Origin of the sequence: Endozoicomonas sp., from assembly GCF_965196975.1 — a bacterium.
Lineage (GTDB): Bacteria > Pseudomonadota > Gammaproteobacteria > Pseudomonadales > Endozoicomonadaceae > Endozoicomonas.
This window is the reverse complement of record NZ_OZ239981.1, coordinates 2,117,452-2,131,336: the sequence shown is the minus strand read 5'-3', so window position 1 is coordinate 2,131,336 and position 13,885 is coordinate 2,117,452. Positions and strand designations below refer to the sequence as shown.

Genomic DNA, 13,885 nt, shown 5'->3' with positions numbered 1-13,885 from the left:
GAAAGTGCAGGCTTTGCGCCATATTATTCATACCTAATAGCGAGTTCAGCCTGTGCAATTGTGGCTGTATCCTGATCAAAAGGATAATACTCACGACAACTTGGCAGTCTTATGTGGGGGGCAAGGCTGTCTGTTTGGTCAGGCTGAAGTATCTATGTTGATAACCGCTACTATCCCAAGGCGTGTACAGATGAATTGGTTAAAAAAAGACTTGCTTTTCAAGGTGTTCAGGGTAACATAGCTCTCGTTCCCGGTGAGGTGGCCGAGAGGCTGAAGGCGCTCCCCTGCTAAGGGAGTATACGGTTTGTAGCCGTATCGAGGGTTCGAATCCCTCCCTCACCGCCATATATCCTTCCTAATTTATTGTTTTCCCTCTTACTAATCCCCAAAGTTACTACTTTTTCCTTAAGTGTCCAGAATGAGTCCATCTTGCTAAATAGCTTTATGGTTACATCTTAATTTTCGTGTTCTTTGTTGAGCTTTGCGTATTTCATGGTGTTGGAATGACTCAGGTTATTATAAGTACCTGAACGCTTCAATCGCCCATAATTACAGTGCCTATCGAAAATTTGGCACAGTTTATGACCGATCTTCCCTATGGAAGTCACCTCACTAAAAGCAGGAAAGAAGCAGTGTTAAATGAAGCTGTTGAAGAAAACACAGTTAATCGAGGTCTATTTCTTTCAGAGCGCTGGGAAGGTATTGTAAAACGCTATCGGGTAAACCGCTCGTTTTTGAAAACTGGATGAGCTGACCGGCCATTTCAGCGACATCCCGTCGAGTAATGTTTTCTCCTTTAATCAAAGAGAAAAATTCAAAGAGACCATCAACCATCTCTGATGGGGTGCTCTCTCTGAATGATTGAAACAATAGTGCTCTATTTTCACAGCTACTATGGGAACACCACTCATAATAGTTAACTGTCATGCCCGCTTCTGTTATTTCCAGCTCTACCAAAAGCATCGTTTTGCAAATTGAAGTTTCTATAGATTCAGGCAACATGCTGAATCTTGAAGATAGTTTACAGCGTGCACTCAATGAAGCCGGGCAGCTTGGAACAAAAGAGTTATTGGGGCTATTTGAATCACCCAATAAAGAACCTATCGTCGTTAATCAGCAGAAGTGGAACTACAAAGGAAAGGTTCTTAAGCACTATGAAACCTTATACGGTCGTATACCTTTGGAGCGCTCCGTATATCAGGGTGTCAGAGGTGGCAGTACTCTGGCAGCACTTGATCTTCGTGCCGGTATTATTGGTTCAGCTACCCCCAAATTTGCCAAGTCTATCGCCTGGAAATACAGCCAGATGCCAGCGCCTGCGGTAAAAGAAGATTTTGAGACCAACCATCAAAGGACGCTTTCAAATTCTTATATCAAGCATTTATCGGACAGAGTAGGTGCATTAATTGAAGACCAGCAAGACACTCACTACCACCTTCCTCCACTAAAAGAGCCTGTTGAAACAATAGCCATTGGTCTGGATGGAACCTGCATGCTGCTTTGTGAAGAAGGCTGGAGGGAAGCCATGTGTGGGACATTGAGCCTATATTCTGCAGATGGAGACAGGCTCCACACGATATATACAGCCAGTTCGCCAGAGTATGGTAAACAAAGCTTTATGAGCAAGCTCGACGAGGAGATTGCAGATCTAAAACGACTCTACCCAAATGCCACATACATCGGGGTAGCTGACGGGGCTAGAGAAAACTGGAGTTATTTGAAACAACATACCTCTGGGCAGATACTCGATTTTTATCATGCATCTGAATATTTAGCTGGAGCAGCGGAAGCACTGTTTCCAACCAGTAAGGCGAAGCGACACCAGTGGCTTGAAGACAGGCTACATAGTTTGAAAAACAAGCGTGGAGCAGCCAAAAAAATCCTTCAGGAAATTGAATCAGCCGAGCTCCCGAAAAAGACAATCGCACTGACAGAGAAGCGCTACAAAGCTGTGAGCTATTTTACAAACAATCACCAGTTAATGAATTATCATCAGGCGCTTAAACGCCATTGGCCAATAGGTTCAGGAGTTACTGAAGCGGCTTGTAAGACTCTGGTAAAGCAACGATTATGTGGTTCTGGAATGAGGTGGAAAGCAACAGGAGCGGAAGTGCTTTTGACAACAAGAGCACTGATCCAGAGTAAGGGGCGCTGGGAACAACTTTGGTCTGAGTTCATGACTGGAAAGGTTGAAGCTAACCTATGAGTCAGTTATCAAATTGAGAGAGCACCCCTCTGATGAGTCCTGATGAGTGATATCTACCTCAAATAGAGTGGATAGCTGATTAACCATTTCTGACAATCCATCGCGAATTTTCTGGGCAAGCATCACACCAACAACCGGTATTTTTTCCAGACCTTCGAGCAAAGGGATCAATTGCTGCTCAACAATTTGCAGAGGTGGAGTCTCTTCTGGGTCTTCAATGCCCAACGGTGTTTGTTTAATGATCTGGTTAAGTTGCTGCTCCAGTATATTCGTTATTTCCTCGCGTTCCTGTTCAGCAAAATCTTGTACGGTATCAGCTTCAATTTTTGAAAGTCCGTTCGATGCCAGTATGTTGGCTAATAGGTAAGAGAAAAAATGCGAGGAAACAGCAGAAAGTATTTCATCTTTTTTGTTGATGATTGTACGGACCGTCTCAGAACCCGGCATTTTTGTTTTATCAGTAACGTGATAAAAAATGATCATATAACGCAGCAATTGAACGGTTTTATTGAATTGGGTGAGCGCTGCACTCTGCTGATCCAACTTTTTGTTTTCTTCGGGTTTCACTGTCTTTTCACTTAATGCATATTCTATACGCCCTTTAATTTCCCCCATTGTAAAGGCTACGTGATCAGACCAGTCTACATTGGCATCTTTAAGATCCCGGCCATACTCTGCAGCGTAAGCAGCAGAAATGCCTTTGAGGACAAGGGTGTGCACTAAAGGAACCTCCAAGTCCAGAAGCAGCTCACTGTAATCGGCAAAAATGGCAGCCATCGCTTTCAGGTACTCTTCGGAGGAGCCGTTTGATGAATCCAGTTGCTGCCTGACTGTAGCGGTTATTTTCCTCTGTTTTATGAAAACATCCAACAGCAATTCATGGTTTGACAGTTTGCGCTTGAAATATTGGGAGGGGCCAACTTTATGCTTTAAGCGGGCAATCATTTCATCCATCAGTGGAGCTGATAATGCACCGGGTACAACCTTTTCTGGTTCAAACTCTGAGAGCGCATCAAAGCTCTCCAGAACGACAAGCTCTAATGCATCAATTTGCTGTTGGTCAAGACGGAATTTTAATGCATCCAATGCGCCTGGATTCTTTTGAATAGCTTTTCCCCTGATTAATTGTCGTGTCATACGCTCAATGGGAATGACGGCGAGCATTGCCCGGTACTCCTTCATAAAGGCTTGTTTAGCGGATTCTTTTTTAATAAGCAGCTCTGCTTCCTGTTGAGAGGGGGTGTTTTCACCTTGTTGTTTCAATACTTTCAGCTGATTATTCAGCGACTGTTCATACAAACCCCATTTTTCTTTCAATTGATCAGCCTTCTGAAGTAATTGTCGTACGGCTAGGCATTCCTGCTCGAGGTGGTACATACGCAAAATATCCCGAATTGCACTGCTGCTCGCTTGGGTAAGGGCCTTCTTTCTTTCTGTGCCTTTGGGAAGTTGAGATAACGACTTCAACAATTCTTCAGTTTGGTAAGGACAGCCTTCTGTGCGATCAGTAATAAAGTTTGCCAGACTTTTTATTCGCTCCTTCGGAGTATGAGCCAGATAGTCAACAGCCGCCTGATTACCATCTCCCAATGTGTTCAGCTCGAGTATGCTGACAAGATGTGAAAGCTGATCATCGTCCGGAACTCCGGGTGCGCCGCCATGGCACATCAGTAGCCTTTGGGTGGAACAGTGGCCACTGCTGTTCATGGCCCCTAACAGCTGCCAGAATCTTACATCACCCGTATATTGTGCCAGATTAATGAAGTGTTCAACGACATGGGGTGAATGCGCGAGTGTCCGGGTTCTCTTTTCTACAATCTGCGGCAACAATGCATGAAACGACTGAGTTGCCATGCTGATCAGTTGTTCTAATGAGCCTTTTGACTCACGGGCCTGTTTCTTCTGACGTTCTTGATCGGCCACTTCCAGCTGGTTCATGGCATCACCGACTCTCTCGTGCGGAAATGGATCCGCGCTATTGAGCTGATTGCCCAGCATAGGAGCCGTGGTCACTGCACTGGCCAGTGTTCCGAGAAGGCCAACGGCAGTAAGGGCGTTGTTTTTCAGTATGGCAGCCAGCTCTTCACAAAACACTTTCATGGTTTGAGGCTGCCACTCCGGGTCAACCAGCGAGGTAATGTCGCCATCACTGGCGAGCCGGCTGCATGACCAGAACACCAGAAGGTCTCGCAGCTTTTCGACGTCCTGGTGAGATGACGTTGTTCCTGCTCTGTCCGCAGCATTGTGATTTTTTATATAAGCTGCGATGGAATGTGCCAGAGGTGCCTGTTCTTTAAAGGCCTCTTCGCCTTTGGAAAAAGGAAAATATTGATCAGGCATCAGCTCAGTTAACAGTCTGACGGCTTTTTCAGGCAGTATTTCTGTCAGGTCAGCCAATAGCGTCATGACCGCTGATTGACTGATTGCACCCTGAATACCTTCCTGACTTGCATTGATCAGGGCTTTCAGTCCATGCAGTGGAAAGTGTCGGAGCAGAAAATGTGCTGAACTGGGTTGTCCGTTTTTCTGCGCATGAACGATGGCATCGAGTAATTGTCTTGCTGACGTGTGTACCCGAGCTTTACCGGCTTCTCCCTCATGACTCTCTGCGGGTTGAAAGCGGAGCAGGGCGTCATAGGGCTTGCGTTTCAGCACCACCGGGAAGCTGCTCATGTTCTGGGCCAGTTCCTCCAGAAGAATCTCACCAGCACCCTGTTGATCGCGTGAGGCTCTCAGGCATGAGTGGGGTACGGGAATAATCACCCGATCCTGACCCAGCAACTGCTGCATGGCTCTGTTAATAACATCAAACTGGAAAACGTCTGCATCAATGTGAAGGTAGGTATGACTGTTTTCCCGTTCGGTTGATGAATCACTGGTTATTCGTATACTGCCCATGGCTTTCCTGAGGACGACGTTGAGCAGCTCGTTACCCATCGATGTTTCAATGCTTTCCGGTAAGTCATCAAGAGAATAGACACCATCCGTTACCTTTAACGTCAGGTCAATCACCAGTGGTAGGTGAACATTGGGTAAACGAAGGTTTCCGGTGAAATTGATGACACCATTTCTATCTTCATCAATATCGAGATGGGCTTTAATTTCTCTTACTGAGGACTGGGGTGACCAATACGCTACGGATACTTTTCCAGGTGTGACGACCAGTTCTGTCGTCAGTGATGGGTAATAGGCATGAAGGTTTGCCTCGATTTTTGTATGCTGACTTTCAAAATGCTAGGTGGCTTCCCCGTCATCAAGACCTGCCTGCTTTTCTTTGAGCGACAGCTCCCCGATATCGAATGTAACCATTCTGGGTAAGGCGTGTTCAAACAGCATTTTTCCATTGTCAACATTGCTGCTTTTTAGGATCGACGCCACCATTGATGTCAATGATGGGGTGTTGTCATTAAATTGAAACCCTAGAACCAGATTTTTGACCGATACGGACAGTGCTTTCGATGCCGTGTCGGCTGGCTGACCTTCAGGGCCGCTGTTAAACGTCAGTGATTCAATCTCTATGGCGCCATCAGGTGTTGTTTTCAGTACTGCCTTAATATTGTTGATACTCTGGTTGCCAATTTGTACATGATCGATCACGACTTCTTTTCTGGATAGTTCATCCGAATCATCTAATTGCTCATATTGAGCGATCAAAATGGAGATAACCGAAAACACCAGTTGGGTAGCCTGATGGTTATTGGAAAAGTTCAGCTGTTTTTTAGCAATATCGGTTCCGAGTAAATAGCACAAGGCCACTCGTTTCAGCGTGCTGAATGCTTTATCAGCGAGTATTTTCGATACGACTGTTGCCGTGGACTGCCTGCTGTTAATTTTACCGTCAAGGTAGGGGGATATGGCCTCTAACGAGGCCATGGAAAAATGGGAGAGTGTGTCAAACAGGTAGGTTAATACGCCTTTATCAACGTCCTGAATATCCGGGAATTCCTCATCGGGAAACAGCGATTCAAGTTCTTTATCGCTGGTGTCTTCCAGGTCACTTTCTAAAGCATCGGTCACCTTATCCAGTTCATCATCCGAAAAAAGAAATGCGGCATCGTCGACATCCTCTGGATAAACCATGGGTTTTGCTTCGGGTAGCTTTTTAATGTGATCCATTTTTCCCAGCTTCTTAGCGTCAGAAGGCCGACTTTTACCGTGAAGTGCCGGTTGCTTATTGGGAAGTGAGTGAGTGACGTCTTTTCCCAGCCGATCCTTCCCTTTGGGTTCTGGGTGTTCAATGAGATCCTTTGACCTTTCAGGTACTGGGTGATTTGCCTGAGAGGGAATATGGCCAGGTGGGAGTGGCATTATTATCCTCCATGATAATAATCCTTGATCATCGTTATATTTTAGATGATCAGACGGCAGGCACTCTTGCTGGCCACTGTGCTGTCAGAGGGTGTGAAAGGTAACTGAATGATTTATAACGATGAGTTGTTTTTCTCATTGTGGTGGTGAGTGTTTCCGCTTTATTCACGGAATGGAACAACACGATACTGGAGCCATTATACGTTGGATTGTTTTAACTTCTTGATTGTCTTATAAAATAAAATGCCTTTCCTGGTATCACTATCCCTTTATTAAACCGGTTTGTTGAGTATTTCACCTCTGTATCTGACCTGATGAAGCCTTCATTCTGGGTGGTGTGTGTAAAAGTACAGCAGTGGCGGCTCAAATTGTGGGTATGCATGTGAAAAAGCAGCTGTTTGTTTATCTTACTGCCATTCTGTCGAATCCGGCTTATGGCATTGATAACCTGGCTCTGTGGGTTAAAGCGGTGACACCATTGGCCATACTGCAATTATTGAAACTGTCCTCAGGCCATTTTAATGCCTGGGTGGATGTTCTTGTGGCAGCACTCTTGCCGGTCATGGGCTTTATTGCACCCGGTATCGTCGTCAATGATCAGGTGTTGGGTATCGTGACCGATCAAGTAGCAGAGGCGCTACAACGGGTAATCGATACAACCTTTGGTGTTTTACTCTGAGCTGAGAAACTATTTCCATCATTTTCCAATCACCATGGATAATTCTTACCTATCAGAAAACAGTCACTTTACATGGAGTGCTGCTCTTATTCGCTGCAGGAAAAGGGCAGCAGCCAATGCTACAGAGACTGATCAAAAGTGGGTAGAGGTACCTTTATACTGACAGACATCAAAATTGACCTGATGTTGAGTTGTTATAGTCAGGGCTGATTCCCCAGTTTGGATTTCTGCCCGGTGTGAATAGTTCACCATGCCGGCTTCGCTGCAGCAGACTGGTGTCCGACAACCTCATTGATTCGGAGTGCCCTGTGAACCATTCCCAACCGGCGTTTTCCTTCCGGGAAGTGCCTGCACCCAAAAAATGGCTTACGGCCTTTTATCACTTCGCCCGACTGTTTCTCAGTGGTCTGTTTCTTTACGCTGCCCTTAGTAAGTTGACCGATATCGGGGTGTTTGCCGACACCATCTATGCTTTTGGTTTTGTGCCGGAGGGACTAACCCATCTAACCGCGTTTGCCGTTCTGGGTACTGAAATCGTGGCAGCACTCCTGCTGATGATGGATCGCCGGGGAGGACTGCTGCTGATAGGCCTGCTTACACTGATGTTCCTTCTGGTGCTGGGTTATGGCATCCACGCCGGACTGGATATTGACTGCGGCTGCTTTGGGGTTGATGACCCAGCAGGTAACGCGCTCTCCAGCCTGAGAGCATCGTTTGTCCGAAACATCGGTTTGCTGGGGGTTATGGCGTTTATCCAGTGGGCAAGAGCACACCTGAATCGTCACCCAGCACCGTTTGCCTGTTTTCAATAACCATCCGTAGCCAATTGCATGACATCGTCTTTCTGATTGATTCCTCAGGCACCCGGGCGGCACTGGTTGCACAGCCATGCGCTGACTGCAGAGGGGTGCTCTCTCTGAATGATTGAAACAATAGTGCTCTATTTTCACAGCTACTATGGGAACACCACTCATAATAGTTAACTGTCATGCCCGCTTCTGTTATTTCCAGCTCTACCAAAAGCATCGTTTTGCAAATTGAAGTTTCTATAGATTCAGGCAACATGCTGAATCTTGAAGATAGTTTACAGCGTGCACTCAATGAAGCCGGGCAGCTTGGAACAAAAGAGTTATTGGGGCTATTTGAATCACCCAATAAAGAACCTATCGTCGTTAATCAGCAGAAGTGGAACTACAAAGGAAAGGTTCTTAAGCACTATGAAACCTTATACGGTCGTATACCTTTGGAGCGCTCCGTATATCAGGGTGTCAGAGGTGGCAGTACTCTGGCAGCACTTGATCTTCGTGCCGGTATTATTGGTTCAGCTACCCCCAAATTTGCCAAGTCTATCGCCTGGAAATACAGCCAGATGCCAGCGCCTGCGGTAAAAGAAGATTTTGAGACCAACCATCAAAGGACGCTTTCAAATTCTTATATCAAGCATTTATCGGACAGAGTAGGTGCATTAATTGAAGACCAGCAAGACACTCACTACCACCTTCCTCCACTAAAAGAGCCTGTTGAAACAATAGCCATTGGTCTGGATGGAACCTGCATGCTGCTTTGTGAAGAAGGCTGGAGGGAAGCCATGTGTGGGACATTGAGCCTATATTCTGCAGATGGAGACAGGCTCCACACGATATATACAGCCAGTTCGCCAGAGTATGGTAAACAAAGCTTTATGAGCAAGCTCGACGAGGAGATTGCAGATCTAAAACGACTCTACCCAAATGCCACATACATCGGGGTAGCTGACGGGGCTAGAGAAAACTGGAGTTATTTGAAACAACATACCTCTGGGCAGATACTCGATTTTTATCATGCATCTGAATATTTAGCTGGAGCAGCGGAAGCACTGTTTCCAACCAGTAAGGCGAAGCGACACCAGTGGCTTGAAGACAGGCTACATAGTTTGAAAAACAAGCGTGGAGCAGCCAAAAAAATCCTTCAGGAAATTGAATCAGCCGAGCTCCCGAAAAAGACAATCGCACTGACAGAGAAGCGCTACAAAGCTGTGAGCTATTTTACAAACAATCACCAGTTAATGAATTATCATCAGGCGCTTAAACGCCATTGGCCAATAGGTTCAGGAGTTACTGAAGCGGCTTGTAAGACTCTGGTAAAGCAACGATTATGTGGTTCTGGAATGAGGTGGAAAGCAACAGGAGCGGAAGTGCTTTTGACAACAAGAGCACTGATCCAGAGTAAGGGGCGCTGGGAACAACTTTGGTCTGAGTTCATGACTGGAAAGGTTGAAGCTAACCTATGAGTCAGTTATCAAATTGAGAGAGCACCCCTGCAGAGTACCTGGTTCTCCATGACGGAAAGCTTCAATGCCATGTGAGTGGATACTTAACTTACTCCATGGGGGATAGTATGAAACGTGTAGCCATTTTGCTGTTGGCACTTCTTGTTGTGACCGGTGCCAGCTACGCCGGTTGGTTTGGCAGTAATAAATACGAAAAAGAAGTCGAAACGGAAACCAGTGCCGTCAATCTGGCCCGGGAAGCCGCCTCGGGTGACTACCAACTGGTAACGACGGCCGAACTGAAAGCCTGGATGGAGGATGGCAAACCGATGCTGATTATCGATGCCATGCCATTGGAAGCCAGCTACAACAAGGCGCACATTCCGGGAGCAAAGCAGTTTCTGTTTCCCATTCCGGATATGAAGGAGTGGAACGCCGCCGAAACCGAGAACCGTTCACTGGAAGATTACCAGGCACTGCTGGGTAATGATAAATATAAGTCCATCGTCGTTTACTGCGGGTTTGTAAAATGCACCCGCAGCCACAACGCCGCCATCTGGGCGAAAACACTCGGTTACAACAATGTGTACCGCTACCCCGGCGGCATCTATGCCTGGCAAGGGGCAGGCTACGCCATTGCCAGTAAATAATTAAGACTTGTATCGCGATGGTACCGGCTGTCTGCGCATTACTGCTATCAGTCTGTGCCAGGCGTGGTTGGTTAGAAGTACCCTTTCTAACGAATGTAAGCTCTGACTATAGGCTAAATGGACGTAGATTAATCGTTTTTAAAACACTCCTCAGCCCTTCTCGCTCGTGGGATTGTACGTCATATAAAAGTCAGTGGAAGAATAATTGGGTTTGCCTTTAACTGACGATATTTATTTGATACTTTAGTGCAAATTTTCTGTCAGCCACGGTTAACTGCATCGTAGAAAAACCATCATAAAAGTCGTTACTGAGCTATTTCATACCCTGCTCACGGATGTCAGTAAAAGGCAGAAGAACAAGTGACGGGCGGTAGCGTGCCTGATGGTCAACACGCTCCATTTGCTATGTGAATATACAGTTATAGTAACTATTCAGCACCCTTCATATAAATCTGGAATTTTCTGATTTTTCGACCATCATCTTATACTCAATTTTTCTAACAAATCTCCAGTATGGAACCAGACTTCCCAGCTACTCCGTTTACCGAAGCTCTCCTTAAAGAGAATGAAGAGCTTCGGACCGAGAATGCGCTTTTACGGGAACGTTGCAGCGAACTGGAAGAAAGGGTTAATAAAAACAGTCAAAACAGTAGTAAGCCACCATCGTCAGATGGTTATCAAAAGCCCAGTAAAAAAGGGAGTGATAAAGGTGATACATCTTCCAAAGAAGCCCCCTGCTCCTCACAGGAAACACCGAACCCCAAAAGCCTTAGACCATCTTCAGGCAATAAACCAGGTGGCCAGAAAGGTCATCAAGGCTCTTGTTTGAGACGTGTCGCCTTACCCGATTATGTCAGGCATCTGAAGGTTGAAAAATGTTGCTGTTGCCAGTCTTCGCTTATCGATATTAAACCCACCAAATACATTGAGCGACAGGTTTTTGATCCAGGTAGACCCGGAGAATTTGAAGTTACCGCGTACTGGGCAGACGTTAAAGTATGTCCTTGTGGTAAACGGAACACCGCTGAGTTTCCCCAAGGAGTGAAAGCCGCTGCTCAATACGGAGAAGTGACTCAGGCAATGGCTGTTCATTTAAACCAGTATCACTTCATCCCATATCACCGGGTGTCTGAGTATTTCAATACTATTTATTGCATGAGTGTCAGCGCAGGCTCTGTTGCCAATTTTGTTGCCTATACCCATGAGAACCTGGCCTCTACTGAGCAGAGTATCCGCGATGCTTTACAAGAAAGTCCGGTTGCAGGAGCGGATGAAACTGGCATGCGGGTTGACGGTTCACTGTGGTGGTTACACATTATGCGAGATGACCAATGGACGCTTTACTACCTCTCAGAAAGGCGAGGTTGTGAAGCAATGGATGCAATGGGCATCCTGCTGACTTTTGCAGGCATTCTGGTTCACGATCATTGGAAGTCCTACTTTGCCTATGCGGCAGTGCATGTGCTTTGTAATGCCCATCATCTGAGAGAGCTTCAGGGAGTTGTCGATAGGGATGCGAATAAGCTGGCTCTGCGGCTGATGAAATTGCTTACGCTCTCCTGGCACTTCTGCAAGAAATACAAAGCAGCCGGTCTGACTCAAATGCCTGGTGCAATACAGCTTCGCATTGAGACGATATACGACCAAATCCTTCAAAGGGCTCTCACGAAGGAAACCGCTTATATGGAAAAACAACGACAGGTGCTTGGACGTAAGAAGGTCAGGAATACCAAGGCCTACAACCTGTTCAAAAGGCTTATTGAGTTTAAGGTTGAAACGTTGCGCTTCATGTCGGACTTTTCAATTCCCTTCGATAACAATGGCAGTGAACGTGATGCCAGGATGGCCAAACTTAAGCAGAAGATCTCAGGCTGCTTCAGAAGCGAAGACGGAGGTACCATGTTTACCCGAATCCGAAGCTATTTATCATCTGCTAAAAAGCAGGGGTTGAACATATTTCAGGCGCTTCTTAAAGCGGTTCGAAATTACAACAATACGCCTTTGCTGGGTGCTGAATAGTTACGATTCAAATAGCCCCAATAACTCTTTTGTTCCAAGCTGCCCGGCTTCATTGAGTGCACGCTGTAAACTATCTTCAAGATTCAGCATGTTGCCTGAATCTATAGAAACTTCGTAACTATTCAGCACCCTTCATATAAATCTGGAATTTTCTGATTTTTCGACCATCATCTTATACTCAATTTTTCTAACAAATCTCCAGTATGGAACCAGACTTCCCAGCTACTCCGTTTACCGAAGCTCTCCTTAAAGAGAATGAAGAGCTTCGGACCGAGAATGCGCTTTTACGGGAACGTTGCAGCGAACTGGAAGAAAGGGTTAATAAAAACAGTCAAAACAGTAGTAAGCCACCATCGTCAGATGGTTATCAAAAGCCCAGTAAAAAAGGGAGTGATAAAGGTGATACATCTTCCAAAGAAGCCCCCTGCTCCTCACAGGAAACACCGAACCCCAAAAGCCTTAGACCATCTTCAGGCAATAAACCAGGTGGCCAGAAAGGTCATCAAGGCTCTTGTTTGAGACGTGTCGCCTTACCCGATTATGTCAGGCATCTGAAGGTTGAAAAATGTTGCTGTTGCCAGTCTTCGCTTATCGATATTAAACCCACCAAATACATTGAGCGACAGGTTTTTGATCCAGGTAGACCCGGAGAATTTGAAGTTACCGCGTACTGGGCAGACGTTAAAGTATGTCCTTGTGGTAAACGGAACACCGCTGAGTTTCCCCAAGGAGTGAAAGCCGCTGCTCAATACGGAGAAGTGACTCAGGCAATGGCTGTTCATTTAAACCAGTATCACTTCATCCCATATCACCGGGTGTCTGAGTATTTCAATACTATTTATTGCATGAGTGTCAGCGCAGGCTCTGTTGCCAATTTTGTTGCCTATACCCATGAGAACCTGGCCTCTACTGAGCAGAGTATCCGCGATGCTTTACAAGAAAGTCCGGTTGCAGGAGCGGATGAAACTGGCATGCGGGTTGACGGTTCACTGTGGTGGTTACACATTATGCGAGATGACCAATGGACGCTTTACTACCTCTCAGAAAGGCGAGGTTGTGAAGCAATGGATGCAATGGGCATCCTGCTGACTTTTGCAGGCATTCTGGTTCACGATCATTGGAAGTCCTACTTTGCCTATGCGGCAGTGCATGTGCTTTGTAATGCCCATCATCTGAGAGAGCTTCAGGGAGTTGTCGATAGGGATGCGAATAAGCTGGCTCTGCGGCTGATGAAATTGCTTACGCTCTCCTGGCACTTCTGCAAGAAATACAAAGCAGCCGGTCTGACTCAAATGCCTGGTGCAATACAGCTTCGCATTGAGACGATATACGACCAAATCCTTCAAAGGGCTCTCACGAAGGAAACCGCTTATATGGAAAAACAACGACAGGTGCTTGGACGTAAGAAGGTCAGGAATACCAAGGCCTACAACCTGTTCAAAAGGCTTATTGAGTTTAAGGTTGAAACGTTGCGCTTCATGTCGGACTTTTCAATTCCCTTCGATAACAATGGCAGTGAACGTGATGCCAGGATGGCCAAACTTAAGCAGAAGATCTCAGGCTGCTTCAGAAGCGAAGACGGAGGTACCATGTTTACCCGAATCCGAAGCTATTTATCATCTGCTAAAAAGCAGGGGTTGAACATATTTCAGGCGCTTCTTAAAGCGGTTCGAAATTACAACAATACGCCTTTGCTGGGTGCTGAATAGTTACGAAACTTCAATTTGCAAAACGATGCTTTTGGTAGAGCTGGAAATAACAGAAGCGGGCATGAC

11 protein-coding genes and 1 tRNA gene are annotated in these 13,885 nt (G+C 46.1%); 8 read left to right on the top strand and 4 right to left on the bottom strand.

Translation table 11 applies throughout. The features are described 5' to 3' along the window. Window positions 1-252: 252 nt before the first annotated feature. Window positions 253-345 (top strand) — tRNA-Ser (locus ACOCLE_RS09505). A gap of 318 nt (window positions 346-663) precedes the next feature. On the opposite strand, the gene ACOCLE_RS09500 is transcribed toward ACOCLE_RS09505, so the two are convergent. Continuing rightward, window positions 664-927 carry a hypothetical protein gene (locus ACOCLE_RS09500; RefSeq protein WP_419536501.1) on the bottom strand — a complete coding sequence of 88 codons (264 nt, stop codon included), beginning with the start codon at window positions 925-927 and terminating at the stop codon, window positions 664-666. Between ACOCLE_RS09500 and ACOCLE_RS09495 the strand changes: the two genes are divergently transcribed. Continuing rightward, window positions 926-2,206 carry an ISKra4 family transposase gene (locus tag ACOCLE_RS09495; RefSeq protein ID WP_419532972.1) on the top strand — a complete coding sequence of 427 codons (1,281 nt, stop codon included), beginning with the start codon at window positions 926-928 and terminating at the stop codon, window positions 2,204-2,206. The genes ACOCLE_RS09500 and ACOCLE_RS09495 overlap by 2 nt on opposite strands. Here the strand turns inward: ACOCLE_RS09495 and ACOCLE_RS09490 are convergent. Then, window positions 2,201-4,996, bottom strand: coding sequence for a hypothetical protein (locus ACOCLE_RS09490; protein ID WP_419536500.1), 2,796 nt, complete (start codon window positions 4,994-4,996; stop codon window positions 2,201-2,203). The two genes, ACOCLE_RS09495 and ACOCLE_RS09490, sit on opposite strands and share 6 nt — an antisense overlap. 444 nt (window positions 4,997-5,440) lie before the next feature. Continuing rightward, complete coding sequence (locus tag ACOCLE_RS09485) at window positions 5,441-6,514, bottom strand: hypothetical protein (protein ID WP_419536499.1); 1,074 nt, start codon at window positions 6,512-6,514, stop codon at window positions 5,441-5,443. A gap of 337 nt (window positions 6,515-6,851) precedes the next feature. On the opposite strand from ACOCLE_RS09485, the gene ACOCLE_RS09480 reads away from it, so the two are divergent. The 5 genes from ACOCLE_RS09480 (at window position 6,852) to tnpC (ACOCLE_RS09460) (ending at window position 12,110) form a co-directional block, all read left to right on the top strand. Further along, window positions 6,852-7,193, top strand: coding sequence for a hypothetical protein (locus ACOCLE_RS09480; protein WP_419536498.1), 342 nt, complete (start codon window positions 6,852-6,854; stop codon window positions 7,191-7,193). Between the two features lie 308 nt (window positions 7,194-7,501). Then, on the top strand, window positions 7,502-8,005 hold the full coding sequence (locus ACOCLE_RS09475) for a MauE/DoxX family redox-associated membrane protein (RefSeq protein ID WP_419536497.1): 504 nt from the start codon (window positions 7,502-7,504) through the stop codon (window positions 8,003-8,005). A gap of 176 nt (window positions 8,006-8,181) precedes the next feature. Next, on the top strand, window positions 8,182-9,462 hold the full coding sequence (locus tag ACOCLE_RS09470) for an ISKra4 family transposase (protein ID WP_419532972.1): 1,281 nt from the start codon (window positions 8,182-8,184) through the stop codon (window positions 9,460-9,462). A gap of 107 nt (window positions 9,463-9,569) precedes the next feature. Then, entirely contained in the window at window positions 9,570-10,091 is a 522-nt protein-coding gene (locus ACOCLE_RS09465) for a rhodanese-like domain-containing protein (RefSeq protein WP_419536496.1), read from the top strand. A gap of 513 nt (window positions 10,092-10,604) precedes the next feature. Beyond that, the gene (tnpC, locus tag ACOCLE_RS09460) at window positions 10,605-12,110 is read left to right on the top strand and encodes an IS66 family transposase (protein WP_419532963.1); all 1,506 of its coding nucleotides are present in this window, start codon (window positions 10,605-10,607) and stop codon (window positions 12,108-12,110) included. Here the strand turns inward: tnpC (ACOCLE_RS09460) and ACOCLE_RS09455 are convergent, their stop codons facing one another. After that, window positions 12,111-12,239 carry a hypothetical protein gene (locus tag ACOCLE_RS09455; protein ID WP_419536495.1) on the bottom strand — a complete coding sequence of 43 codons (129 nt, stop codon included), beginning with the start codon at window positions 12,237-12,239 and terminating at the stop codon, window positions 12,111-12,113. A gap of 74 nt (window positions 12,240-12,313) precedes the next feature. Here ACOCLE_RS09455 and tnpC (ACOCLE_RS09450) point away from each other — a divergent pair, with 74 nt between their 5' ends. Further along, complete coding sequence (gene tnpC, locus ACOCLE_RS09450; protein ID WP_419532963.1) at window positions 12,314-13,819, top strand: IS66 family transposase; 1,506 nt, start codon at window positions 12,314-12,316, stop codon at window positions 13,817-13,819. Window positions 13,820-13,885: the final 66 nt, after the last annotated feature.

Coding starts and splice junctions, on each gene's coding strand:
- ACOCLE_RS09465 (WP_419536496.1), top strand. CDS start 9,570: ATGAAACGTGTAGCCATTTTGCTGTTGGCACTTCTTGTTGTGACCGGT.
- ACOCLE_RS09500 (WP_419536501.1), bottom strand. CDS start 927: ATGACAGTTAACTATTATGAGTGGTGTTCCCATAGTAGCTGTGAAAAT.
- ACOCLE_RS09470 (WP_419532972.1), top strand. CDS start 8,182: ATGCCCGCTTCTGTTATTTCCAGCTCTACCAAAAGCATCGTTTTGCAA.
- tnpC (WP_419532963.1), top strand. CDS start 12,314: ATGGAACCAGACTTCCCAGCTACTCCGTTTACCGAAGCTCTCCTTAAA.
- ACOCLE_RS09495 (WP_419532972.1), top strand. CDS start 926: ATGCCCGCTTCTGTTATTTCCAGCTCTACCAAAAGCATCGTTTTGCAA.
- tnpC (WP_419532963.1), top strand. CDS start 10,605: ATGGAACCAGACTTCCCAGCTACTCCGTTTACCGAAGCTCTCCTTAAA.
- ACOCLE_RS09485 (WP_419536499.1), bottom strand. CDS start 6,514: ATGCCACTCCCACCTGGCCATATTCCCTCTCAGGCAAATCACCCAGTA.
- ACOCLE_RS09490 (WP_419536500.1), bottom strand. CDS start 4,996: ATGCAGCAGTTGCTGGGTCAGGATCGGGTGATTATTCCCGTACCCCAC.